Annotated in this window: 24 protein-coding genes; 23 read left to right on the top strand and 1 reads right to left on the bottom strand. The window is 46.4% G+C overall.

Translation table 11 applies throughout. The features are described from left to right. Positions 1-21 precede the first annotated feature (21 nt). From QA442_RS02315 to QA442_RS02325, 3 genes are all read left to right on the top strand, one after another. Positions 22-339, top strand: coding sequence for a YwdI family protein (locus QA442_RS02315; protein ID WP_014665825.1), 318 nt, complete (start codon positions 22-24; stop codon positions 337-339). 19 nt (positions 340-358) lie between these two features. Beyond that, positions 359-1,681 (top strand): purine/pyrimidine permease, encoded by a 1,323-nt coding sequence (locus QA442_RS02320; RefSeq protein WP_095431121.1) that lies wholly within the window; start codon positions 359-361, stop codon positions 1,679-1,681. Positions 1,682-1,742: 61 nt separating this feature from the next. Continuing rightward, positions 1,743-2,114 carry a DUF423 domain-containing protein gene (locus QA442_RS02325; protein ID WP_014665823.1) on the top strand — a complete coding sequence of 124 codons (372 nt, stop codon included), beginning with the start codon at positions 1,743-1,745 and terminating at the stop codon, positions 2,112-2,114. 43 nt (positions 2,115-2,157) lie between these two features. Here the strand turns inward: QA442_RS02325 and gerQ are convergent, their stop codons facing one another. Further along, a complete protein-coding gene (gerQ, locus tag QA442_RS02330; RefSeq protein ID WP_095431122.1) occupies positions 2,158-2,703 on the bottom strand; it encodes a spore coat protein GerQ in 546 nt (181 codons plus the stop codon). 319 nt (positions 2,704-3,022) lie between these two features. On the opposite strand from gerQ, the gene spsA reads away from it, so the two are divergent. The 20 genes from spsA (at position 3,023) to bacC (ending at position 24,029) form a co-directional block, all read left to right on the top strand. Beyond that, positions 3,023-3,793 (top strand): spore coat dTDP-glycosyltransferase SpsA, encoded by a 771-nt coding sequence (gene spsA, locus QA442_RS02335; RefSeq protein ID WP_095431124.1) that lies wholly within the window; start codon positions 3,023-3,025, stop codon positions 3,791-3,793. 4 nt (positions 3,794-3,797) lie between these two features. Further along, the gene (locus tag QA442_RS02340) at positions 3,798-5,222 is read left to right on the top strand and encodes a CDP-glycerol glycerophosphotransferase family protein (protein WP_095431125.1); all 1,425 of its coding nucleotides are present in this window, start codon (positions 3,798-3,800) and stop codon (positions 5,220-5,222) included. A 20-nt stretch (positions 5,223-5,242) separates the two neighbouring features. Next, positions 5,243-6,412 (top strand): DegT/DnrJ/EryC1/StrS family aminotransferase, encoded by a 1,170-nt coding sequence (locus QA442_RS02345; RefSeq protein ID WP_071581873.1) that lies wholly within the window; start codon positions 5,243-5,245, stop codon positions 6,410-6,412. Next, positions 6,413-7,282 carry a GNAT family N-acetyltransferase gene (locus tag QA442_RS02350; RefSeq protein ID WP_014665816.1) on the top strand — a complete coding sequence of 290 codons (870 nt, stop codon included), beginning with the start codon at positions 6,413-6,415 and terminating at the stop codon, positions 7,280-7,282. Beyond that, complete coding sequence (locus QA442_RS02355) at positions 7,282-8,403, top strand: N-acetylneuraminate synthase family protein (protein ID WP_095431126.1); 1,122 nt, start codon at positions 7,282-7,284, stop codon at positions 8,401-8,403. Before QA442_RS02350 ends, QA442_RS02355 begins: the two co-directional genes overlap by 1 nt. Beyond that, positions 8,396-9,118 carry a glycosyltransferase family protein gene (locus QA442_RS02360; RefSeq protein ID WP_095431127.1) on the top strand — a complete coding sequence of 241 codons (723 nt, stop codon included), beginning with the start codon at positions 8,396-8,398 and terminating at the stop codon, positions 9,116-9,118. The genes QA442_RS02355 and QA442_RS02360 overlap by 8 nt, the downstream gene beginning before the upstream one ends. 2 nt (positions 9,119-9,120) lie before the next feature. Continuing rightward, positions 9,121-10,140, top strand: a complete 1,020-nt coding sequence (locus QA442_RS02365; protein ID WP_095431128.1) for a PseG/SpsG family protein — start codon at positions 9,121-9,123, stop codon at positions 10,138-10,140. Positions 10,141-10,164: 24 nt separating this feature from the next. Continuing rightward, a complete protein-coding gene (locus QA442_RS02370) occupies positions 10,165-10,905 on the top strand; it encodes a sugar phosphate nucleotidyltransferase (RefSeq protein WP_095431129.1) in 741 nt (246 codons plus the stop codon). Further along, complete coding sequence (rfbB, locus tag QA442_RS02375) at positions 10,905-11,852, top strand: dTDP-glucose 4,6-dehydratase (RefSeq protein WP_095431130.1); 948 nt, start codon at positions 10,905-10,907, stop codon at positions 11,850-11,852. The genes QA442_RS02370 and rfbB overlap by 1 nt, the downstream gene beginning before the upstream one ends. A gap of 13 nt (positions 11,853-11,865) precedes the next feature. Then, positions 11,866-12,717, top strand: a complete 852-nt coding sequence (rfbD, locus tag QA442_RS02380; RefSeq protein ID WP_095431131.1) for a dTDP-4-dehydrorhamnose reductase — start codon at positions 11,866-11,868, stop codon at positions 12,715-12,717. Further along, positions 12,710-13,165, top strand: a complete 456-nt coding sequence (locus tag QA442_RS02385) for a dTDP-4-dehydrorhamnose 3,5-epimerase family protein (RefSeq protein WP_014665810.1) — start codon at positions 12,710-12,712, stop codon at positions 13,163-13,165. Before rfbD ends, QA442_RS02385 begins: the two co-directional genes overlap by 8 nt. Before the next feature lie 322 nt (positions 13,166-13,487). Next, a complete protein-coding gene (gene bslB, locus QA442_RS02390) occupies positions 13,488-13,952 on the top strand; it encodes a biofilm surface layer hydrophobin BslB (protein WP_040081494.1) in 465 nt (154 codons plus the stop codon). Between the two features lie 176 nt (positions 13,953-14,128). Continuing rightward, positions 14,129-15,403, top strand: coding sequence for a glutamate dehydrogenase (rocG, locus tag QA442_RS02395; protein WP_095431132.1), 1,275 nt, complete (start codon positions 14,129-14,131; stop codon positions 15,401-15,403). 219 nt (positions 15,404-15,622) lie between these two features. After that, on the top strand, positions 15,623-17,170 hold the full coding sequence (pruA, locus tag QA442_RS02400) for an L-glutamate gamma-semialdehyde dehydrogenase (protein WP_069150532.1): 1,548 nt from the start codon (positions 15,623-15,625) through the stop codon (positions 17,168-17,170). Between the two features lie 73 nt (positions 17,171-17,243). Beyond that, positions 17,244-18,944 carry a M20 family metallopeptidase gene (locus QA442_RS02405; protein WP_095431133.1) on the top strand — a complete coding sequence of 567 codons (1,701 nt, stop codon included), beginning with the start codon at positions 17,244-17,246 and terminating at the stop codon, positions 18,942-18,944. Next, complete coding sequence (locus QA442_RS02410; RefSeq protein ID WP_040081499.1) at positions 18,944-20,356, top strand: amino acid permease; 1,413 nt, start codon at positions 18,944-18,946, stop codon at positions 20,354-20,356. Before QA442_RS02405 ends, QA442_RS02410 begins: the two co-directional genes overlap by 1 nt. A 207-nt stretch (positions 20,357-20,563) precedes the next feature. Then, a complete protein-coding gene (locus QA442_RS02415; RefSeq protein WP_014665803.1) occupies positions 20,564-21,802 on the top strand; it encodes an MFS transporter in 1,239 nt (412 codons plus the stop codon). A gap of 151 nt (positions 21,803-21,953) precedes the next feature. Continuing rightward, a complete protein-coding gene (bacA, locus tag QA442_RS02420) occupies positions 21,954-22,568 on the top strand; it encodes a prephenate decarboxylase (RefSeq protein WP_014665801.1) in 615 nt (204 codons plus the stop codon). Beyond that, entirely contained in the window at positions 22,558-23,265 is a 708-nt protein-coding gene (bacB, locus tag QA442_RS02425; RefSeq protein WP_069150529.1) for a 3-((4R)-4-hydroxycyclohexa-1,5-dien-1-yl)-2-oxopropanoate isomerase, read from the top strand. The genes bacA and bacB overlap by 11 nt, the downstream gene beginning before the upstream one ends. Before the next feature lie 2 nt (positions 23,266-23,267). Then, a complete protein-coding gene (gene bacC, locus QA442_RS02430; RefSeq protein WP_141237705.1) occupies positions 23,268-24,029 on the top strand; it encodes a dihydroanticapsin 7-dehydrogenase in 762 nt (253 codons plus the stop codon). Positions 24,030-24,041 lie beyond the last annotated feature (12 nt).

Genomic DNA, 24,041 nt, shown 5'->3' on the forward strand with positions numbered 1-24,041 from the left:
TTATTTTTTGGAGGGTGCTTCATGAACATTCATATATCTGCTTTGATTCAAAAGATGGAAGAAGAGCTGAAAAAAGCAAAAACGGCTGAACGAGATGAGGAGCTGAAGCGTTATGTAGCGGTTGTCCGTTCTCTGTGTGATGTCGTGCTTGATCAGCCGGAGACCGCGAGCGCGCCCCGCATACAGCCAAGCGTTACACCAAGTCCTGCCCCGCCGCCATCGACAGACCAGCTGATGATGGAAAAAATGATGGGGAGCGCGGGATTAAACAAATATCGAAAGCAAGAAAAAGAGAAGCAGGAAGAGGACGGAAACGGAGAGTCTTTATTTGATTTTTAAAGAGAGAGGTTGAGCTTACGTGAAATTGGTTCTTGGCGCACTGCAATGGACAGCGTTTATCATTGCTGCGGCGATTGTTGTTCCGGTGGCGGTTGCCCAGTCGTTTCATCTGGATCACTCGGATTCTGCGAGATTGATTCAAAGCACTTTTTTTGTACTGGGAATTGCCGCCGTCATCCAGTGTTTGAAAGGCCACAGACTGCCGATCAATGAAAGCCCCGCCGGTTTGTGGTGGGGAGTGTATACGATCTACGCAGGGCTGACGGGAACTGTGTTTGCGACATATGGAGACACACTGCGGGGGTTGCAGGGAGCTCTCCTTGTAAGCGCTGTATGTTTCTTTTTGTTAAGTGTTTTCAAGGTCATTGACCGGCTTGCAAAATTGTTTACTCCGGTTGTCACGGGCGTCTATTTATTGCTTCTTGTGATGCAGCTGAGTCAGCCGATTATAAAAGGAATTCTCGGGATCGGCTATCGAAAGGACGGGGTGGACGGTCTTGTATTTGGTTTGGCGCTTGTTGTAATCGCTGCCGCCTTTATGATGACAAATTCGAATATCATGTTTTTTAAGCAATATTCTATTTTATTAGCCTTGTTTGGCGGATGGGTGCTGTTTGCGGCTGCCGGGGCGGCAAAGCCGATTGAAATGCCGGACCGGATGTTTCAGCTGCCCTCCCTGTTTCCTTTTGGGACTCCGTTATTTAACAGCGGGCTGATCATCACTTCTATATTTATTACCATCTTGCTGATCGTGAATATGCTGGCGAGCATGAAGGTCGTGGACATCGCCGTGAAAAAATTCAGCAAACAGCCTGATGGAAAGCATCATGAACGCCATGCCGGTTTTGCCGCTTCATTCAGCCATTTGCTTAGCGGCTTGACGGGTGCCATTGCACCGGTTCCGATTTCGGGAGCCGCAGGTTTTATTGAAACAACCAAAATGCCTTCTAAAAAACCGTTTATGCTCGGCAGTATTCTGGTTATCGTGATCAGCGTGATCCCGTTTTTTATGAATACGTTTGCGAGCCTGCCGTCACCCGTCGGATTCGCGGTGAATTTTGTTGTTTTCTCCGCAATGGGCGGTCTGGCCTTTGCCGAATTTGATTCATATGAGAAAGAAGAATTAAAAAGGGTGCGGTCTGTCATCGGCATCTCGCTGCTGACAGGGGTCGGTATCATGTTTGTTCCTGAAACTGCGTTAAAAGGATTGCATCCGGTATTTATTTCTCTGTTAAGCAACGGGCTCGTATTAGGGACGCTTGCTGCAATAGGGGCTGACCAGTTCCAGCTTTGGCGCAGGAGAAAATCCGACAATCTCGTGTCAACGGAGAACAAACATTGAATTTTGGTGCAGGTGCGATAAGATAAATGATATGAGTTTAACGAAAAGGCGGGAGAGATAGATGAAAGTTTTTATCATATTAGGGGCCATTAACGCCCTGCTTGCTGTGGGGCTCGGAGCATTTGGCGCTCACGGATTAGAAGGGAAAATACCTGATAAATATCTTCAGGTTTGGCACACAGGCGTGCAGTATCATATGTATCACGCTCTGGGGCTTTTCGTTGTCGCGTTTCTGGCTGATAAATTATCCGGCATAGGCAGTGTCACGACAGCCGGATGGCTGATGTTTGCGGGAATCGTGCTGTTCTCCGGAAGCCTATATATTCTAAGTGTGACGCAAATCTCCATTCTTGGCGCGATCACTCCGCTCGGCGGTGTGGCGTTTATTATTTCTTGGATTATGGTTGTTGTCGCAGCCGTCAAATATCTCTAAACAAAAAAGCCAATCCTCATCATATGAGTGATTGGCTTTTTTCTTATCTTGGCGAATAGGACGCCATGGAATATGGATACGTATAAGCAATTTCTTCATCAAACGTAATGTAATCGAGGTAGATTGTCAGGAGCAGATAGCGTGTTCCTGATTTCGGGTCGCTGATAATGATGTGATCCCGGCCCGCTGCTTCGATGACGCCGCGAAAGATCTTCGAGCCCCATTCCTTGCTGTTTTCAAATGTCATATAAATGGTGGCTGTTTTTCCCCGATTCAGGCGCAAAATATTTTCAATATAAGATTCCTCAACAGGCAGCATGCCGGGAACGCTTTGGCCTGGTGCTGATGGTGTAGGCCCCGAAGGAATTTGAAACCCGCCGCCCTGCTGCTGGCCCGGGAATCCAAATCCTTGCTGTCCTTGCTGTCCTTGCTGTCCCTGCTGCATTGGCATCATTGGCTGCATCCCCATCGTCTGCATTTGTGACCCTTGGCCTTGCTGCGGGTAAGGGTTGGCGCCAAACTGAGGCTGATACCCCTGCATATTATCAAATCCCTGCATTTGCTGGTATTGATTTTTTTTCGGTTTCATATCGTTCCTCCTTTTTATGAAAGCCATTCAAAACATGTTCTGGATGTATAGGTGAACGCTCCGCGATGACTCACCTCCGATGAAAAACGATCTTAGTCGCTGGTGCGATTTTTATCTCTTTCACCTTATGAGGCTGATGCTTGGAATATGCTGAAAAAGAACAGCGGACGGATCAGATTTCACTCTGGGCAGCCTCTGTTTTTCATAGACATACACAAACTTTTCGCATATTGGTTTGTATCCCTAGCGCAACTTGAGCGTAAGCGACATAAGATAACGATAGTTTCAGGTGTGAAGTTCCAAGAAGGAGGTGTAGGATTTGCCGAAAGTATCAGTCATTATGACGAGCTATAACAAAAGCGATTATGTGGCAAAGTCCATTTCTAGCATACTCTCACAAACGTTTTCAGATTTTGAATTGTTTATTATGGATGACAACTCCAATGAAGAGACGCTGAATGTAATCCGTCCTTTTTTGAATGATAGCCGAGTGCGTTTTTATCAAAGCGATGTATCTGGAGTAAAGGAAAGAACAGAAAAAACGAGGTACGCGGCACTGATCAATCAGGCAATTGAGATGGCGGAAGGTGAATATATCACCTATGCGACGGATGACAACATCTATATGCCGGACCGGCTCCTGAAAATGGTGCGGGAGCTCGATGCCCATCCTGAAAAGGCTGTGATTTACTCAGCCTCCAAAACCTATCATTTAAACGAGCATCGCGACATTGTAAAAGAAACGGTCAGGCCTGCCGCTCAAGTGACATGGAACGCGCCGTGCGCCATCGATCATTGCTCGGTGATGCACAGATATTCGGTGCTTGAGAAGGTGAAGGAGAAGTTTGGCTCCTATTGGGATGAAAGCCCGGCGTTTTACCGTATAGGAGATGCCCGGTTCTTTTGGAGAGTCAATCATTTTTATCCGTTTTACCCGCTGGATGAGGAGCTGGACCTGAATTATATTACCGACCAATCGATTCACTTTCAGCTGTTTGAATCAGACAAAAATGAATTTGTCAGGAACCTGCCTCCGCAGCGAAATTGCCGAGAGCTGCGTGAATCATTAAAAAAGCTTGGAATGGGGTGAGAGCTTGTCGGCCTATTTAAGCAATTATTGGGTGCTGTACCGGAAGTATGTCGCGCTTTTTGACAAACTTCGCTACAAAGGGATTCCGCTTGGGCTTATCAGTAATTTTTATCAATACATCAGCCCTGAGCTGAGGGTGATGATGGAAGAAGAACCGGAGTTATTCGGACCGGTGGATCAGCATATCGATGAGGGGCAGATTCAGCCGTTTTTTGAAGAAAGAATCCAAAACATCGTTAAAACAAATGCCGAACCTGTTAAAGGGAAAGTCATTTTGCACTTTGATTACCTGCGTTTTTCAAACGAAAATTACTATCAATTTGATCCTGAAAAAACCGCTGTTCTGGCCAGATGGAGTTTGCCGCATTATTGTGATCTGCCTGTGATTAGCAAGCGGGAGATTGCGGAATCATGCCAAAAAGGCGATTCGAAGCCTTATCTCGAAACAGCCTGTTCGATTCTCGCCCCTTATGATGACCACCCGGCATTTGGTGATCAAGCGTTTCGTGACCGGCTTTTCAAAGACATTCCTTTATTTATAGAAGCCATTGATACAGTTGATGCGCTGTTTGAACAGGAAAAGATTTCAGCAGTTATTGTCGGCACGGCAGAAGATATTTACAGCAGGGTGCTTGCTCTCATGTGTCAAAGGAAAGGGGCCGTCAGCATTTGTCTTCAGCATGGCGCGTTGATGGGAGATGAAGCCTTCATTCCTGTTTTTACAACCTATCAAGCAGTTTTCGGAGCGTATGAAGCAGAGTGGTTCTTACGAAAAGGCTGTAAACCCGAGCAGATTCTTGTAACGGGACATCCCCGCTTCGATCAGATTTTTAACAGAACACCAATGGATATGTCCATATTCTATCGAAAACTTGCTTTTCACCCGTCTAAAAAAATTGTGCTCATTGCCACTCAGCCCTTTTCAGCAGATTTTTATTCCGGTGTGCTGGAAGGGCTTTCTGATCAGAAGCAGCTGCAAATCATCATCAAACCCCATCCGTGGGAAATTGGAAAAAACAAGCTTGATCTGTATCACGCAGCGGCGAAAAAACATCAAGCATGCAGAGTCATCAAAAAGGAGCTCGACCTTTATGACTTGCTGCCGTATGCTGATGCCGCAGTGACGCAAACCTCAACAGTCGGTCTCGAAGCCATGCTGTTTCAAAAGCCTGTGCTGATCGGCAAATCATCCGGAAATCGTTCGTATCCGTACTATGAATCTCTTGGCGATTTTATGTTTGACCAGCCGGATGAACTGGCACACACCTTGGTTGAGGTTCTTCGAAGCCCTGACGTGCATCAAAAAGCGGAAGAGGCGCGTCTGGCATTCATAGCGGCTAATTATCCGGTGGCAGAATCAACAAACGCTTTATTTACGGAACTGAAAGCCAAAACAGGGGTTGATTATAGGCGGGAAGATACTGAATAAAATGATAGGAGCGCAAAGAAATGGTGCAAAAGAGAAATCATTTTCTCCCTTACTCATTGCCGTTAATCGGTAAGGAAGAAATTCAGGAGGTTACTGAAACGCTTGAATCGGGATGGCTCTCCAAAGGCCCGAAGGTTCAGCAGTTTGAAAAAGAGTTTGCCGCATTTGTCGGGGCGAAACACGCCGTGGCGGTGAATTCATGTACCGCAGCTTTATTTTTGGCTTTGAAAGCAAAAGGAATCGGTCCTGGGGACGAGGTCATTACCTCTCCGCTTACGTTCAGCTCGACCGCCAATACGATTATTCATACAGGAGCGACGCCTGTGTTTGCGGACATTGACGAAAACACGCTCAATATTGACCCGGTAAAGCTTGAGGCAGCCGTCACACCGCGAACGAAAGCAGTTGTACCTGTCCACTTTGGCGGGCAGTCCTGCGATATGGATGTGATTTTGGCAATTGCCCAAAAACATGGTTTATTCGTGCTGGAGGATGCGGCGCATGCGGTATATACGACTTATAAGCACAGAATGATCGGTTCGATTGGGGATGCGACGGCATTCAGCTTTTACGCCACCAAAAACCTGGCGACAGGGGAAGGCGGCATGCTCACGACAGATGATGAGGAGCTTGCCGATAAGATTCGGGTGCTAAGCCTTCACGGCATGAGTAAAGCCGCATGGAACCGTTATTCTTCAAATGGCAGCTGGTACTATGAAGTCGAATCGCCCGGCTATAAGATGAATATGTTTGATTTGCAGGCGGCTCTTGGACTTCATCAGCTGAAACGGCTGGATGATATGCAGAAACGGAGAGAAGAGATTGCCGGTCGCTATCAAAATGCTTTTCAGCAGATTCCGGGGCTGATCACACCGTTTGTTCATGATGACGGCAGACACGCCTGGCATTTATATGTTCTGCAAGTTGATGAAAAAAAGGCTGGTGTTACGCGAAGCGAAATGATTACGGCTCTAAAGGATGAATACAATATCGGCACGAGCGTTCATTTTATTCCAGTACACATTCATCCGTATTATCAAAAACAATTTGGATTTAAGGAATCGGACTTCCCGAATGCCATGAATTACTATAAACGAACCCTTTCCCTCCCGCTTTATCCGTCAATGTCTGACGACGATGTACATGATGTCATTGAAGCTGTGCGGGATATCGTAAAAGGGGCTGGTTAAGTGTATACGGTAAAAGAACATGTCTCCAAAGAGGCGATTGAGGAATTTCTCCAAAGCAGACAGCTTACATTGGATGTTCCGTATCAATTTTCCCTCGGCCTTTTTGAAAACAGCAGGCTCCAAGGCGTATTGCTTTACGAAGATTCTTTGTGGGAAAGCAAGGTGCTTCAGAAGAAAGTCATGAATGTCAAACTTCTTGCGGCGAACAGCACCGGGCAGCTGAAGAGGCTGTTTGAAGCTTTTTATTCTGTACGCCAAATGGATGAAACGGATTTTATCTTTGTCCGTGTTCCGGCTGAAGATATCGGAGCCGCGCATGTGATACAGCAGCAGCCGTCCTCTTACTTTGTCGGCAGTTTGCTGAAGCTGGCGATGCCTCCGTCTTTTTATGACAAAACCCCGCCATTTTTTGAACTGGGTCCGCCTGAGCCCGGAGACACAGAAGCGATATGTGAGCTGGCCCGAGACTCGTTTACAAAAAGCAGATATTTTCAGGACCCTCATCTCAGCCGCGATGCAGCAAACAACATTTTTCAGGAGTGGACACGAAACAATCTGAATGGAAGGGCGGCGGTTAATATTGTCGCTAAACACAATGGCGAGGTCATCGGTTATCTTCAGGGCTTATCAAGGGATGATGAGTGCATTCTCGATTTGATGGCTGTAAAGCCGGGATTTGAAGGAAAACGTATTGCCTTTCATTTATTGGCGAATCTCATAGAACAACCGGAGACCCAGAAGCATAGAACGGTAACAGCGGGGACGCAGCTTCACAATGTAAGGGCGATCCGCCTTTATGAACGAATGGGCTTCACCGCTGAACAATCGTATTACTATTATCATATTTGGCCGGGCAAGGAGGCGAAATAATGGCAAAGTTTCAGATTGCGAATAAAACTGTAGGGCATGACGCTCCTGTATTTATTATCGCCGAAGCGGGGATTAATCATGACGGGAAGCTTGATCAGGCTTTTGCACTGATAGACGCCGCGGCGGAAGCGGGAGCGGATGCCGTGAAATTTCAAATGTTCCAGGCTGATAGGATGTACCAGAAAGATCCTGGTTTGTACAAAACGGCAGCGGGCAAGGACGTCTCTATTTTTTCTTTGGTTCAATCTATGGAAATGCCCGCTGAGTGGATTTCACCGTTATTGGATTACTGCCGCGAAAAGCAGGTAATCTTTCTAAGCACGGTATGTGACGAAGGGTCAGCTGATCTGCTTCAGTCCACCTCGCCGAGCGCTTTTAAAATCGCATCCTATGAAATTAACCATCTCCCGCTGCTCAAATATGTCGCCCGGCTGAACAGGCCGATGATTTTCTCGACAGCCGGAGCTGAAATCTCTGACGTTCAAGAAGCTTGGAGCACCATCAGGGCAGAGGGAAACAATCAAATTGCCATAATGCATTGTGTGGCGAAATACCCTGCACCGCCGGAGTACAGCAACCTCAGCGTCATTCCGATGCTTGCCGCCGCTTTTCCTGAGGCGGTAATCGGCTTCTCGGATCATAGCGAGAATCCGACAGAAGCGCCGTGTGCCGCGGTTAGGCTTGGAGCAAGACTGATAGAAAAGCATTTTACGATCGATAAAAATCTGCCGGGTGCCGACCACTCGTTTGCATTAAATCCGGATGAATTGAAAGAAATGGTCGATGGCATCAGGAAAACGGAGGCTGAGCTGAAACAGGGGATCAAAAAGCCGATCTCTGAAAAACTGCTTGGCAGTTCATACAAAACAACAACCGCCATCGAAGGAGAAATCAGAAATTTTGCATACAGAGGCATTTTTACAACAGCTCCGATTCAAAAAGGTGAAGTCTTTAGTGAAGACAATATCGCAGTGCTTCGGCCCGGACAAAAGCCGCAGGGACTGCACCCGAGATTTTTTGAACTGCTGACCGGCGGTGTTCGGGCTGTAAGAGACATCCCGGCCGACACAGGCATTGCCTGGGATGACATTTTAATGAAGGACAGCCCGTTTCATGAATGACATTCTCTTTATCATTCAAGCGAGAATGGGTTCAACAAGGCTGCCGGGAAAAGTGCTTCGACCGATTGGATCGGATCGTTTACTTGATATTCTCGTTCATCGCGTCCGGAAAAGCGCGTTTTACCAAAAGGATCGGGATAATCTTGTCATTGCCACGTCTGACAAAGAAATCGACGACATATTAGAGGCGCATTGCATCAAACATGGCTATCGCGTTTTCCGCGGGAGCGAAGAACGTGTTCTCGATAGGTTTGTAAAGGTCATAGAGGCTGTCAAACCGTCAGTCATCATCCGGTTAACGGGTGATAATCCGTTTGTCGATCCAGAGCTGCTCGATGTAATGATTAAGGCGCATTTTGATCAAGGCGCGGATTATACGTATATCCTGAATGCCCCATTAGGGATTTGCGGCGAAGTGGTCAACGCCAACCTGTTAATTGACATCAGCCGTATTCAGGCTTTGGAGGATCAATATCAGGAGCATGTCACGTTATATGTGAGAAATCATCCAGCTCTTTATCACGTCCAGTTTTTGGAAGCTCCGGAACGGTTTCGCGCCCCTCGATATCGGCTGACCATTGATACAAAGGAAGACTATGAATCGATAAAGTCCCTCTATCAAAAAGCAGGCGAGCGCCCCGATGTATCAGCCTCTGAGCTCATCAGCATTCTGAACCGAAACTCTGATGCGGCGATCGAACGAGAGGCTGACTAGTCATGAATGTTGGGATCGTTGCAGACGGGGGCTATGAAAAGGGAATGGGCCATGTTGTTCGGATGAAGAGACTTGCGGAAGAACTCAAACAGAGCTGCTTGATTACGTTTTACACGAATCAGGAGTCTGAAGCGTTTCTTCATGCAGAGCATTGGCGTGTCATCGTAAAACCGGAGCTGCAGCAGCACGAATTTATTCTCCGGGAAATAAAAAGCAAGAAGCTTGATTTGCTTTTATTTGATATTCTAGGTGCGCCTGCAGAGCTGTTAAAGAAAATAAAGACGGAAACAGATGCGAAAATTGTTCTCTTTGAAGAGAAAAACGGTAAATCGATTCAATTTAGTGACGCGGTCATTAACGGCATTTACGGTGACATCAGAGGCAGGGTGTACGTTCAGGGAAACACACGCGTCTATGAAGGCCCGGACTATCTTATTCTTCATCCCGCCTTTCAGGCCGCAAGAGGGAATTACACACTTAAGAAAGACTGCCGCACTATCCTTGTTGCATTAGGAGGAAGTGATCCGAAGCAGCTTATTTTTAAAGTGCTGGCTGCCGCTGATCAAGTCCCCGCCATAAAAGACAAAAACATGATGTTTGTGATGGGGAGCGCTTCACCGCATCAAGAGGCAGTCCGAAGGCAGATCGAAAAGAAGCCGCAGTACAAGGTGATCGAACAGACAAATGATATGGCGGGTTTGATGAAACAAGCGGACGCAGCCATTGTCGCCGGCGGCATCTCACTGTATGAAGCCATTTGCATCGGCGTGCCGTGCCTTGTTCTCTCTCAGGTTGAACATCAAACGGCAACAGCCAAAACATTTGCCGAGCAAGGTGCCGCTCTTGATCTTGGCTTGGGTGAGCTTGTACCGGGTGAAACACTCATTTATCAGATGTCGCGCATTGTGAGCAGCTATCCTCTTCGCCGTTCTTTGCACAAAGGAGGAAGGCCGTTCGTGGATGGAAAAGGCCTCAAGCGGGTAACAGCTATTCTTCAAGAATTACATGAACAAAAGGTATAAAAATGCATGTAAGGAAGTGTTAATGTGAAAGGTGTTATTTTAGCCGGAGGAAACGGCTCACGCCTTATGCCCTTAACGAAAGCCGTCAACAAGCATTTGCTTCCTGTAGGGCCGTATCCGATGATATATTGGTCGATTATGAAGCTGTATGAAGCCGGAATAACAGACATTTTACTCATCAGCCAAAAAGAGCATATGCCGCAATTTTATAAACTGCTTGGAAACGGGGAAGAGCTTGGCGTTACAATCACTTATCAGGTACAGCCTGCAGCATCGGGCATTTCGGATGGGCTGTCTTATGCAAAGCGCTTTACGAAAAAAGAGCCTTTCATTTTATTATTAGGTGATAATATATTTGAAGATTCATTAAAGCCTTATACAGAACGCTTTGAACAGCAGGGGAAAGGGGCAAAGGTGCTGCTGAAAGAAGTGGATGACCCGGAACGCTTCGGAATCGCTGAGATTGATGAAGAAAACACACGGATTCGTTCCATCATCGAGAAGCCCAAACAGCCGCCGACCAACCTTTGCGTTACCGGCATTTATATGTATGATGCGGAGGTATTTTCGTATATTGAACAAATATCACCATCAAAGCGAGGCGAGCTGGAAATCACCGATGTGAATAATCTATACATCGAAAACAGCCAGCTTACGTATGATGTGTTATCAGGCTGGTGGGTAGATGCCGGAACTCACGAATCGCTTTATCTCGCTTCCCAGCTTGTACACAAGGCTTTACAGAAAGGACAGGACGAAAAGTGATGGCAAAATCATATTTAATTACGGGCGGGGCCGGCTTCATCGGGCTCACGTTTACAAAGCTCATGCTGAGGGAAACGGATGCGCGCATTACCGTTTTAGATAAACTGACGTACGCCAGCCACCCGGAAGAAATGGAAACATTAAAGCAAAACAGCCGCTTTCGCTTTATAAAAGGGGACATCAGCGTTCAGGATGATATCGACCGCGCGTTTGACGAGACCTATGACGGGGTTATTCACTTCGCTGCAGAATCGCATGTGGACAGAAGCATTTCCCAAGCAGAGCCGTTTATCACCACAAATGTCATGGGGACTTACCGATTGGCGGAAGCGGTTTTGCAAGGCAAAGCCAAGAAGCTGATTCATATTTCAACGGATGAGGTGTACGGAGATTTAGAAGCGGATGATCCAGCATTTACAGAAACGACGCCGCTTTCTCCTAATAATCCTTACTCAGCCAGCAAAGCAAGCTCTGATTTGCTCGTATTGTCTTATGTGAAAACCCACAAGCTTCCGGCGATCATTACACGATGCAGCAACAATTACGGCCCTTATCAGCACAGCGAAAAAATGATTCCGACGATTATCCGTCATGCGAAGCAAGGCCTGCCGGTTCCGCTGTATGGAGATGGACTTCAGATTAGAGATTGGCTGTTTGCGGAGGATCATTGCCGCGCCATCAAGCTGATTTTAGAAAAAGGAACCGTAGGCGAGGTGTATAACATCGGCGGCGGAAATGAACGCACGAATAAAGAGCTTGCGAGCATCATCATGAAGCACCTGGGCTGTGAGGAATTGTTCGCCCACGTGGAAGACCGAAAAGGGCATGACCGGCGCTATGCGATCAATGCATCAAAACTGAAAAACGAACTTGGCTGGCGGCAGGAAGTGCCGTTTAAAGAAGGCATTGCGCGTACGATTCAGTGGTATACAGACAATGACCGATGAGAAGGTGATCTGATTGAAAAAGGTATTGGTGACTGGGGCGGGAGGACAGCTTGGACTGGAACTGTGCCGCCAGCTGAAGCAAGCCGGATACGAGGTCATTGCGTTAACAAAGAAGATGATGAACATTGCTGACCAGCGCTCAGTACGGCATTCGTTTGGCCATTATCAGCCGGATATTGTGGTCAATACCGCCGCGTTTACGTCGGTTGATCAATGTGAGAAAGAGCTTGATAAAGCGTACTTGATCAACGGAATCGGCGCTTATTATACTGCGCTAGAGGCAACCCGCATCGGCGCTCAATATGTTCATATTAGCACGGACTATGTATTCGATGGGAAAGGAAACCAGCCTTACAAGGAAAACGATCCCCTTGATCCAAACACCATCTATGGCAAAAGCAAAAAGCTCGGAGAAGAACTGATTCGTTTGGCAACAAAAGACAGCACGATCATCAGAACATCATGGGTGTACGGACATGGCGGCAGCAATTTCGTTCATACCATGCTGAAGCTTGCTGAAACGAAACAAGAGCTGCGGGTTGTCACCGATCAAATAGGTTCGCCGACTTATACGAAGGATTTAGCAGAAGCGGTCATCAAGCTGTTCAGCCATCCGCCGGGCATCTATCATGTCAGCAATTCAGGCATATGCAGCTGGTATGAGTTTGCGAAGGGGATTATGGAAGAAAGCGGGCTGGCCACAGTCATTTTGCCTGTCACAACAGAGGAATACGGGAACAAAACGCCCCGCCCGGCATACTCTGTGCTGAGCCATCGGGCTATTGAAGAAGCCGGCATCCGCCCCCGCCACTGGCGGGAAGCGTTACGGGAGTATTTGCAGGAAAGGAGCAGTGTGCATGATTGATGGAGTCAAGGTGAAAAAATTGACGAAGCATAGCGATGACAGAGGCTTTTTTGCTGAGCTGGTCCGGGATGATGAGAATCTTCTTGAGCATTTCGGGCAGGCCTCTTGGTCGAAAAGCTATCCGGGTGTGATTAAGGCATTTCATTATCATGAGAAGCAGGATGATCTCTGGTTCTTCCCAACCGGTCACGCTCAGGTTGTCCTCTACGATCTTCGAGACGACTCAAAGACAAAAGGAGAAACGGACGTCTATTATATGGGCGAAGACAACCCGATGCTGTTATTAATCCCAAAAGGGGTGGCCCACGGATACAGAGTGCTGGGAGAAACGCCGCTGACAATTATCTACTTTACCACCATGTCGTATAATCCGGATCAGCCTGATGAAAAAAGAATTCCGTGGAATGATGAGACGATCGGTTTTAACTGGAACACTGAATTCAGATAAAAATAGGAACGTGATCAATCGAAGAGCAGAGGCATCTTCGACTTTTTTTGTCCTTTTTTAAAATAGGATAAAAGATAGAAATAGGAAGGTAGAAGTTACTAGAAAAAGAGTGAGAAATCCTCCATTTGAACCTTGTATAAACAGGAAGGAATTCTCAAGGAACCCAAGTGTTAATATTCCTGAAAAAGCATTTACTTCCATGGAAAATGATGATAGATTAATTTTTAAGAAAAAGAACTGGTAATTCGCGAATTGCAAAAAAACGCTTTTTCTGCAGAGGACGCTCTGGCCAATTTCAACAGTGATTTGAGGAGGAAATGTCATGTTAAAAAGAACTTCATTCGTATCTTCATTATTGATCAGTTCAGCTGTCTTACTATCAATCTTGCTTCCTTCAGGCCAAGCTCATGCACAGTCTGCATCAATCGAGGCAAAAACGATCAACAGCACAAAAGAGTGGACCACTTCTGATATTGAAGTGACATATAAACCAAATGCGGTGCTTTCTCTTGGAGCGGTAGTATTTCAATTTCCTGACGGGTTTCATGCTACGACAAGAGATTCAGTAAATGGAAGAACACTGAAAGAAACACAGATTTTAAACGATGGAAAAACAGTCAGACTCCCGCTTACGCTTGATTTGTTAGGCGCATCCGAATTTGACCTCGTCATGGTGCGTAAAACTCTTCCTCGCGCAGGCACTTACACGATTAAAGGCGATGTAGTAAACGGTTTGGGAATCGGCAGTTTTTATGCTGAAACGCAACTGGTGATTGATCCCCGTTAATCGATAGATTTGTAGTCAGAGACTGAGATGTTTTCAGTCTCTTTTTTTTGTGGATTCAAAAGCTGGTACGGATCTTGCATGATCATATGGTGAATCCAATGAAGAAAGGAATTGGCGGGCTGATTTTTTAAAGCGCTTACATTACAGCCGGCCAAAAAAACAATGAGGTGAAAAAGATGTCAGCAAAGCAAGTCTCAAAAGATGAAGAAAAAGAAGCTCTTAACTTATTTCTGTCTACCCAAACGATCATTAAGGAGGCCATTCGGAAGCTGGGTTATCCGGGCGATATGTATGAACTCATGAAAGAGCCGCAGAGAATGCTCACTGTCCGCATTCCGGTCAAAATGGACAATGGGAGCGTCAAAGTGTTCACAGGCTACCGGTCACAGCACAATGATGCTGTCGGTCCGACAAAGGGGGGCGTTCGCTTCCATCCAGAAGTCAATGAAGAGGAAGTAAAGGCATTATCCATTTGGATGACGCTCAAATGCGGGATTGCCAATCTTCCTTACGGCGGCGGGAAGGGCGGTATCATTTGTGATCCGCGGACAATGTCATTTGGAGAACTGGAAAGGCTGAGCAGGGGGTATGTCCGTGCTATCAGCCAGATCGTCGGTCCGACAAAGGATATTCCAGCTCCAGATGTATACACCAATTCGCAGATTATGGCGTGGATGATGGATGAGTACAGCCGGCTGCGGGAATTCGATTCTCCGGGCTTTATTACAGGCAAGCCGCTCGTTTTAGGCGGATCGCAAGGACGGGAAACGGCGACGGCACAGGGCGTCACGATTTGTATTGAAGAGGCGGTGAAGAAAAAAGGGATCAAGCTGCAAAACGCACGCATCATCATACAGGGCTTTGGAAACGCGGGTAGCTTCCTGGCCAAATTCATGCACGACGCGGGCGCGAAGGTGATCGGGATTTCTGATGCCCATGGCGGGCTCTACAACCCGGACGGCCTTGATATTCCTTATTTGCTCGATAAACGGGACAGCTTCGGCATGGTCACCAACTTATTTACTGACGTCATCACAAATGAGGAACTGCTTGAAAAGGAAGGCGATATTTTAGTGCCTGCCGCGATCTCCAATCAAATCACAGCCAAAAACGCACATAACATTCAGGCGTCAATCGTCGTCGAAGCAGCGAATGGACCGACAACCATTGATGCCACTAAGATCCTAAATGAAAGAGGCGTGCTGCTTGTGCCGGATATCCTGGCGAGTGCCGGCGGCGTCACGGTTTCTTATTTTGAATGGGTGCAGAATAACCAAGGATATTATTGGTCGGAAGAAGAGGTTGCAGAAAAATTGAGAAGCGTCATGGTCAGCTCGTTCGAAACGATTTATCAGACAGCGGCAACGCATAAAGTGGATATGCGCTTGGCGGCTTACATGACGGGCATCAGAAAATCGGCAGAAGCATCGCGATTCCGCGGATGGGTGTAATAGCCGATGCAAAATAATTTTGCGTTTTTCTTTGTGGGAAGGGCAAAAACCGCAAAAATAATTTGCTTTCAAGCTCGGAAAAAGAGAAAGGTGATCACCTGTTAGACAAATTTCTGTTCGATTCAACAAGTTTTTTCAGCAAAAGACAAGAAAATGGCATGATTCTTGCATTTTTATTCATATGCGAAGATATATTTCATAACACGAGGGGGACTACATATGACAGTTACATACGCGCACGAACCATTTACAGATTTTACGGAAGCAATGAATAAAACAGCATTTGGGGAGTCATTGGCCTTTGTAAACACTCAGCTTGGCAAGCATTATCCGCTTGTTATCAATGGAGAAAAAATTGAAACGGACCGCAAAATCATTTCTATTAACCCGGCTAACAAAGAAGAGGTGATTGGGTACGCGTCTACAGCGGATCAAGAGCTTGCTGAAAAAGCGATGCAAGCCGCATTGCAGGCGTTTGAATCCTGGAAAAAACAAAGACCGGAGCACCGCGCGAATATTCTCTTTAAAGCAGCGGCTATTTTGCGCAGAAGAAAGCATGAATTTTCAAGCTATCTTGTGAAGGAAGCGGGAAAACCATGGAAGGAAGCGGATGCGGACACGGCTGAAGCGATAGACTTTTTAGAGTTCTACGCGCGCCAAATGTTAAACCTTAAGGAAGGGGCTCCGGTGAAGAGCCGTGCTGGCGAGTTCAATCAATATCATTACGAAGCGCTTGGCGTCGGCATCGTCATTTCACCATTTAACTTCCCGCTTGCAATTATGGCGGGAACAGCGGCGGCAGCGATTGTGACAGGAAATACGATTCTCTTAAAACCGGCTGACGCAGCACCGGTAGTGGCAGCGAAATTTGTCGAGGTCATGGAGGAAGCGGGCCTGCCAAACGGTGTTCTGAATTACATTCCGGGAGATGGAGCGGAGATCGGTGATTTCTTAGTTGAGCATCCGAAGACACGATTTGTCTCATTTACAGGTTCCCGTGCAGTCGGCTGCCGGATTTATGAGCGAGCCGCCAAAGTGCAGCCGGGCCAAAAATGGCTCAAACGGGTAATTGCTGAGATGGGCGGAAAAGACACAGTGCTTGTCGACAAGGACGCTGATCTTGACCTTGCTGCATCCTCTATCGTGTACTCAGCATTTGGATATTCAGGACAGAAGTGTTCTGCGGGCTCCCGCGCAGTTATCCATCAGGATGTCTATGATGAAGTGGTGGAAAAAGCTGTGGCGCTGACCAAAACGCTGACTGTCGGCAATCCAGAAGATCCTGATACGTATATGGGTCCCGTGATTCATGAAGCATCCTACAACAAAGTGATGAAATACATTGAAATCGGCAAATCTGAGGGCAAGCTATTGGCCGGCGGAGAAGGCGATGATTCAAAAGGCTACTTTATTCAGCCAACGATCTTTGCAGATGTTGATGAAAACGCGCGCTTAATGCAGGAAGAAATTTTCGGCCCGGTTGTTGCGATTTGCAAAGCGCGTGATTTCGATCATATGCTGGAGATTGCCAATAACACGGAATACGGATTAACAGGCGCGCTTCTGACGAAAAACCGTGCGCACATTGAACGGGCGCGCGAGGATTTCCATGTTGGAAACCTATACTTCAACAGAGGCTGCACCGGAGCAATTGTCGGCTATCAGCCGTTCGGCGGTTTTAATATGTCCGGAACAGACTCAAAAGCAGGCGGTCCCGATTACTTAATTCTTCATATGCAAGCCAAAACAACGTCCGAAGCTTTTTGATTTGAGAGAAATCAAATCGTGCGATTCTTGAGCGGATCGCACGATTTCAACTTTTTGATCAGGAGGACAATTTATGCAGTATACAAAAATCAGTCACATGAATCCGGCTGAAAGAGTGGAGGCGCTGACAGCATCTCTGGTCAGCCTCAGCAGTGTGAACGGCACCATTGGAGAAGGGACAAAAGCGGATTTCATCAAAGAAGTGATCACGAGCTATCCTTATTTTCAGGAACACCCGAGTCATGTGTGGGAACAGGCGATTCCCAATGACCCATACAATCGCAAAAATATTTTTGCGTTTATTGAAGGACTTGGAGAAAGCCGAAATACAGTCATTTACCATGCCCATCTTGATACAGTCGGAATTGAAGATTTCGGCCCTTTAAAGGATATCGCTTTTGATTGTGAGAAATTGGCGGAGTATTTCAGCCGCTATGAGTTCGATCAGGATGTTCAGCGGGATGCCAAATCAGGCGATTGGATGTTTGGAAGAGGATCTGTCGATATGCAGAGCGGCATCGCCGTACATTTAGCCAATCTCCTGCATTTTTCGGAGAACCTTGAAACATTGCCGGGAAATGTATTGTTTATGGCAAATCCCGATGAGGAGAGCCAGCATTCGGGCGTGCTCGCCAGCATTTCAGAGCTGAACCGGCTAAAAAAAGAAAAACAGCTTCACTATCTGGCTGCCATTAATACAGATTTTATTACCCCGCTTTACGATGGTGATCAGACAAGATATATCTATACTGGAGCCGCGGGAAAACTACTGCCTTGCTTTTACATTTACGGCCGTGAAGTCCATGTTGGCGATACACTGGCAGGGATTGACCCGAATTTCATTTCAGCTGAAATCACAAGCCGTCTCCACAATAACATTCATCTGGCAGAAAAGGTTGAAGGGGAGTTGGTTCTGCCCCCATCCTGTTTGTATCAGCGTGATAACAAGGAATCCTATAATGTGCAAACGGCTGTCAGCACAAGCTTGTATTTCAATTGTTTTATTTATGAAAGAACAGCAAAAGAAATGATGGATTTGCTTATTGAAGTCACTGAGGAAGCATGCCGAGAAACAGAACAAAAATTATCAGACTATTATGAAGAATATGCAAAAAGAGCCAACCTGCCAAAGAAACATTTATCATGGGGCATCCAAGTGTATAGCCTGGAGCAATACTTAGAAAAGCTGAGAAACCGGGGAATAGACCCCGAACAGTGTATCGAGCAGACATTCAAAGCCAACGAGCACCTAGAACTTCGTATGAGATGCTTTCAGGCAATCGAAGAGCTTCAAAAGCTTGACCCCGATCAAGGCGCAAAAGTCATTCTATTTTACGCACCTCCTTACCTGCCGCATAACTATTTGAAAGAAGATAGCACAAGAGATCAGCTTTTGCAGCATGTGATTAAAGAAGCGGCTGACAAAACCGCTGCATCGACAGGCGAAACATTTGTCTTCAAAAAGTTTTTCCCCTACTTGGCAGACGGCAGTTTCTTATCGCTGCATGAAACCGATGACGAAATTGATTCTTTTATCAGAAACTTCCCTGGGTGGAATATGATTGGAACCATTCCGTTTAAAGACATACGCAAGCTGAATATTCCATCCATTAATATGGGCGTGTATGGAAAAGACGGCCATAAATGGACGGAACGAGTCTATAAACCATACACATTTCATGTATTGCCTTTCCTCATACAACAAACCACCGTCCATCTTTTGCAAAGCTACCGGATGACCATCACGGCAAAAGAATCAAAGGAGGAAGGATGATGCAGAATCATAAAAATGAATTGCAGCGCAGCATGAAAAGCAGGCATTTGTTTATGATTGCTTTGGGAGGGGTGATTGGCACAGGGCTGTTTCTAGGCTCCGGCTTTACCATTAGCCAGGCGGGACCGCTCGGCGCCATTGCCGCGTATATCATCGGCGGATTTTTAATGTATCTCGTCATGCTTTGTTTAGGAGAATTGGCTGTTGCCATGCCGGTGGCCGGATCGTTTCAGGCCTACGCCACTAAATTTCTGGGACCGTCAACAGGTTTTATGATCGGCTGGCTGTATTGGTTCAGCTGGGCGAATACAGTAGGTTTGGAGCTGACGTCAGCAGGCATTTTGATGCAAAGGTGGCTGCCCTCCGTTCCGATTTGGATATGGTGTCTCGTGTTTGGGATTGTCATCTTTTTGATTAATGCGCTGTCTGTCAGAAGCTTTGCAGAAATGGAATTTTGGTTTTCAAGCATCAAAGTGGCGGCGATCATCTTATTTATCGTGATTGGCGGAGCCGCTGTGTTTGGCTTGATTGACTTTAAAGGCGGACACGAAACACCCTTCTTGTCTAACTTTATGACTGACAGGGGACTTTTCCCTAATGGGGTGCTGGCCGTTATGTTTACGCTGGTCATGGTGAATTTCTCCTTTCAGGGCACGGAGCTTGTCGGCATTGCGGCAGGGGAAAGTGAAAGTCCGGAAAAAACACTGCCAAAGTCCATTCGGAATGTCATTTGGCGCACGCTGTTTTTCTTTGTGCTGGCAATGTTCGTCTTGGTCGCCATTCTTCCGTACAAAACGGCGGGCGTTATTGAAAGCCCGTTTGTAGCGGTGCTCGATCAAATCGGCATCCCATTTTCGGCAGATATCATGAACTTTGTCATCTTAACGGCGATTTTATCTGTTGCCAATTCGGGTTTGTATGCGGCGTCGCGCATGATGTGGTCACTTTCATCAAATCAAATGGGCCCCTCCTTTCTCACCAGACTGACAAAAAAAGGCGTGCCGATGAATGCCCTGCTGATTACCCTCGGCATTTCCGGCTGCTCGCTGCTGACAAGTGTCATGGCCGCAGAAACAGTGTATTTATGGTGTATCTCAATCTCGGGCATGGTGACAGTTGTCGCGTGGATGTCCATTTGTGCGTCGCAATTTTTCTTTCGCAGACGTTTCCTCGCTGAAGGCGGAAATGTGAATGATCTGGAGTTCCGAACGCCGCTTTATCCGCTAGTCCCAATTCTCGGATTTTGTTTATACGGATGTGTGTTGATCAGCCTTATTTTCATTCCGGATCAAAGGATCGGCTTGTACTGCGGCGTGCCGATCATTATTTTCTGCTATGCGTACTATCATCTAAGCATCAAAAAGCGTATCAATCATGAACCGGCAGAAAAAGAGCAGGCAGAGGCGCAATAGGAAAAGCTCTCCGGGAGACCGGAGAGCTTTTTGGTATGTTAAAATCAGTTGATTTTCAAAATGAAACGAGGAAATCTATATTGGGATTTAAATGAAAATAATTAAAAATGTAAAGGTTTCGTTCGAATTGTAAATGATGAAAAAACAATGCTAAACTATAATACAACTTTATGATAAGAAGATTATGGAAGAGGTGTTTGAGAAAGAATGAACAGCAATCAAAACAATGACATCAAAACAAAACATCATTTTCCGCTATTGTTAGCACTGGCTTTAACGATGGGGGTATTTGCGGCCGGATCTGAAGAGCTTGTGATCTCACCGCTGCTTCCGGATTTAGCAAAAGCCTTCAGCTCAGATGTCAGTGTCCTTGCATTATCTATCAGTATTTACGGCATTATGATTTTTATCGGTGCGCCGCTTTTGGTTCCATTAGGCGATAAATACTCCAGAGAACTGAGTTTATTGGCCGGGCTCATGATCTTTATCATAGGAACAGTGATATGCGCTTTGAGTCAAAATATCTTTTTCTTCTTTTTAGGCCGGGCGCTTTCGGGATTGGCTGCCGGAGCGTTTGTGCCGACCGCTTACGCCGTTGTCGGTGATCGTGTTCCTTATACATACCGGGGCAAAGTGATGGGGCTGATCGTTTCAAGCTGGTCGCTGGCGCTGATTTTTGGAGTGCCGCTCGGATCATTTATCGGCGGCGTCCTGCATTGGAGATGGACATTTTGGATTTTCGCCTTGATGGGCGTTTTCGTCGTCCTGCTGATTCTCCTTGAAATGCGCCGTCATGCCCAGCATCAAACAAGCGGCGAGGAAGAAAAAGAAGAGCCGGCAGGAACATTCCGGGATGCGCTGAAAGTTCCGCGTGTACCTGTTTATATCACGATAACCTTTTGTAATATGATTGGATTTTACGGTATGTATTCCTTTTTAGGCACCTATCTTCAGGACGTTTTTACCGGAGGAAACACAGCTGCGGGCTTATTTATCATGATTTATGGAATCGGGTTTTCCATGAGTGTCATTACAGGAAAGGTGGCCGACCGCATCGGAAAAATGCGCTCCCTTTTGATTGCCCTGGGGGTCATCAGCGTTCTGCTGGCATGTTTACCATATGCACCGGCGTCAATGTTTCTGTTAATTGTCAGCCTATTTATATGGGGATTAATGCAAAGCTTGACGGTGACGCTGCTCAGCACCATTTTGAGTGATTGCTCAGAGCGTCATCGCGGAAAAATCATGGTGTTTTACAGTCTCGCCTCGAATCTGGCCGTGACATTAGGATCTGCTTTGATGGGACCTGTCTATGTGGCATACGGCTATGCAGCCGTCGGATGGATTTGCGCCGCCATCACAGTGCTCGGATTTGTACTCAGTGTATTCGCATATAAAAAATACGGCAAGCATGAGCAGAAGGCCGATCAGTCCTTATCCCAATAAACAAAGTTTCTAAATTCCTATAATTAAAAACCCTTTTTAAAGGGTTTTTTTGTTTGTATGGGAATAATTATCAATATTTTCAAAAAACATTGACAGTTCAATTTCCGCTGGATAAAATTTACTTAAAATTTTAAAAGATTGGTTGGTGCTCATGATTATATTGGATAATAGCATTCAGACAAAAAAACGAACTGATACACTATCCAAACTCATTACAGTCAACACGCTCGGCCCTGAGGGGACAAGCAGTGAGTACGCAGCAAAGCATTTCATTTCCAATTTTACTCTTCTACAAGGGCTGAACAGTAAATTGTCCTTGCATGATACTTTTGAATCATGCATTGAAAGGACACTCCAAAGCCCGCTGGAATATACCATCGTCCCACACGCTTATGACGGCATTAAGCATTTCTACATGAGGCCGGATTTGCAGCTATTGCAGATCTTCAGGTGCGATACACCGATGTACGGCCTGGCTGTTCGTCCTGACTTTGAATTCAGAGACGATATGCTTGATACATCTGTTGTTGTTTCACATCCATCACCTATTAATCTAATCAAATATTTTACCCGCAAAGATGTACGTTTCAAACTGGTCAATTCGACCAGCCAAGCTGCAAGAAAAGTAAAAGAAGGCTTGTATGATATTGCCTTAACCAATGAGCTTGCAAGGCAAAAGTACGGGCTAACCTTTGTAAAAACATTCAAAAGCATTCCGATGAGCTGGTCATTATTTGGAAAAGGAGACGTTGATGATGAAAACTAAAGAAGATATGCAGGAGCTTTATTTCCCGACTCCGAAATTAATTGAATGGGAAAACGGAGTGAGACAGTATTCAACCGTACGAGGGGATACTGAAGTATTAATGTCTTACGTCCCGCCGCATACCAATGTTGAACCCCATCAGCATAAGGAGGTCCAAATCGGCATGGTCGTTTCCGGCGAGCTGATGATGACTGTCGGAGATGTGACAAGAAAAATGACAGCCTTGGAATCTGCCTATATCGCGCCGCCGCATGTGCCTCACGGGGCAAGAAACGACACAGACCAAGAAGTGATTGCTATTGATATCAAGCGGCTGAAAGCTGATGAAACGTATACAAGTCCTGAGGACTATTTTTTGGATATTTTCAAAACAAGAGACCTGCTGCCGGGCATGGAAGTCACGTTCTTTGTTGAGGATTGGGTAGAGATTATGCTTGCCAAAATCCCTGGAAACGGCGGAGAAATGCCTTTCCATAAACATCGCAATGAACAAATCGGCATCTGCATCGGCGGCGGCTATGACATGACGGTCGAAGGCTGCACAGTCGAGATGGAATTCGGCACAGCTTATTTCTGTGAGCCTCGTGAAGATCATGGTGCCATCAACCGTTCAGAAAAAGAATCAAAATCGATTAACATCTTCTTCCCGCCGCGCTATAACAGGGCAAAAGCAAAAAAAATGAAGGCGGATGAATAATCATGAACCTCACCGATAAAACCGTCCTCATAACAGGAGGCGCATCAGGGATTGGTTATGCGGCGGTTCAGGCTTTTTTGAACCAGCAGGCCAATGTGGTTGTGGCGGATATTGACGAGAAGCAGGGAGAAGCAATGGTCCGGAAAGAAAATAATGACAGGCTGCACTTTGTGCAAACGGACATTACAGACGAAGCTGCCTGTCAGCACGCTGTTGAATCGGCGGTCGATACATTTGGCGGGCTGGATGTATTGATTAATAATGCAGGCATCGAAATCGTGGCGCCCATTCACGAGATGGAGCTCAGCGATTGGAACAAGGTGCTGCAAGTCAATTTGACCGGCACGTTTTTAATGAGCAAACACGCACTCAAGCATATGCTGGCTGCCGGCAAGGGCAACATCATTAATACATGCTCAGTCGGCGGACTCGTGGCATGGCCTGATATTCCTGCCTATAATGCCAGCAAAGGCGGCGTTTTGCAGCTGACTAAATCAATGGCCGTTGATTATGCGAAGCATCAAATTCGCGTGAACTGCGTATGTCCAGGGATTATCGACACACCGCTGAATGAAAAATCATTCCTTGAAAATAATGAAGGCACACTTGAAGAGATCAAAAAAGAAAAGGCAAAGGTAAATCCGCTGCTGAGGCTGGGGAAACCCGGAGAAATCGCAAATGTGATGCTGTTTTTAGCCTCGGATTTATCAAGCTATATGACCGGAAGCGCCATCACCGCAGACGGAGGATACACCGCACAATAGAGAAGGAGTGTT

It is taken from the genome of Bacillus stercoris, assembly GCF_029772985.1.
In the GTDB taxonomy this organism is placed as follows: domain Bacteria; phylum Bacillota; class Bacilli; order Bacillales; family Bacillaceae; genus Bacillus; species Bacillus stercoris.

What these genes read in the sequence shown, in the direction of transcription:
- QA442_RS02345 (WP_071581873.1), top strand. Translation starts at nt 5,243, where the DNA reads ATGGTGCAAAAGAGAAATCATTTTCTCCCTTACTCATTGCCGTTAATC.
- rocG (WP_095431132.1), top strand. Translation starts at nt 14,129, where the DNA reads ATGTCAGCAAAGCAAGTCTCAAAAGATGAAGAAAAAGAAGCTCTTAAC.
- QA442_RS02325 (WP_014665823.1), top strand. Translation starts at nt 1,743, where the DNA reads ATGAAAGTTTTTATCATATTAGGGGCCATTAACGCCCTGCTTGCTGTG.
- QA442_RS02360 (WP_095431127.1), top strand. Translation starts at nt 8,396, where the DNA reads ATGAATGACATTCTCTTTATCATTCAAGCGAGAATGGGTTCAACAAGG.
- rfbB (WP_095431130.1), top strand. Translation starts at nt 10,905, where the DNA reads ATGGCAAAATCATATTTAATTACGGGCGGGGCCGGCTTCATCGGGCTC.
- QA442_RS02410 (WP_040081499.1), top strand. Translation starts at nt 18,944, where the DNA reads ATGCAGAATCATAAAAATGAATTGCAGCGCAGCATGAAAAGCAGGCAT.
- bacC (WP_141237705.1), top strand. Translation starts at nt 23,268, where the DNA reads ATGAACCTCACCGATAAAACCGTCCTCATAACAGGAGGCGCATCAGGG.
- bacA (WP_014665801.1), top strand. Translation starts at nt 21,954, where the DNA reads ATGATTATATTGGATAATAGCATTCAGACAAAAAAACGAACTGATACA.
- QA442_RS02355 (WP_095431126.1), top strand. Translation starts at nt 7,282, where the DNA reads ATGGCAAAGTTTCAGATTGCGAATAAAACTGTAGGGCATGACGCTCCT.
- QA442_RS02365 (WP_095431128.1), top strand. Translation starts at nt 9,121, where the DNA reads ATGAATGTTGGGATCGTTGCAGACGGGGGCTATGAAAAGGGAATGGGC.
- bslB (WP_040081494.1), top strand. Translation starts at nt 13,488, where the DNA reads ATGTTAAAAAGAACTTCATTCGTATCTTCATTATTGATCAGTTCAGCT.
- gerQ (WP_095431122.1), bottom strand. Translation starts at nt 2,703, where the DNA reads ATGAAACCGAAAAAAAATCAATACCAGCAAATGCAGGGATTTGATAAT.
- QA442_RS02385 (WP_014665810.1), top strand. Translation starts at nt 12,710, where the DNA reads ATGATTGATGGAGTCAAGGTGAAAAAATTGACGAAGCATAGCGATGAC.
- pruA (WP_069150532.1), top strand. Translation starts at nt 15,623, where the DNA reads ATGACAGTTACATACGCGCACGAACCATTTACAGATTTTACGGAAGCA.
- QA442_RS02415 (WP_014665803.1), top strand. Translation starts at nt 20,564, where the DNA reads ATGAACAGCAATCAAAACAATGACATCAAAACAAAACATCATTTTCCG.
- QA442_RS02315 (WP_014665825.1), top strand. Translation starts at nt 22, where the DNA reads ATGAACATTCATATATCTGCTTTGATTCAAAAGATGGAAGAAGAGCTG.
- QA442_RS02405 (WP_095431133.1), top strand. Translation starts at nt 17,244, where the DNA reads ATGCAGTATACAAAAATCAGTCACATGAATCCGGCTGAAAGAGTGGAG.
- bacB (WP_069150529.1), top strand. Translation starts at nt 22,558, where the DNA reads ATGAAAACTAAAGAAGATATGCAGGAGCTTTATTTCCCGACTCCGAAA.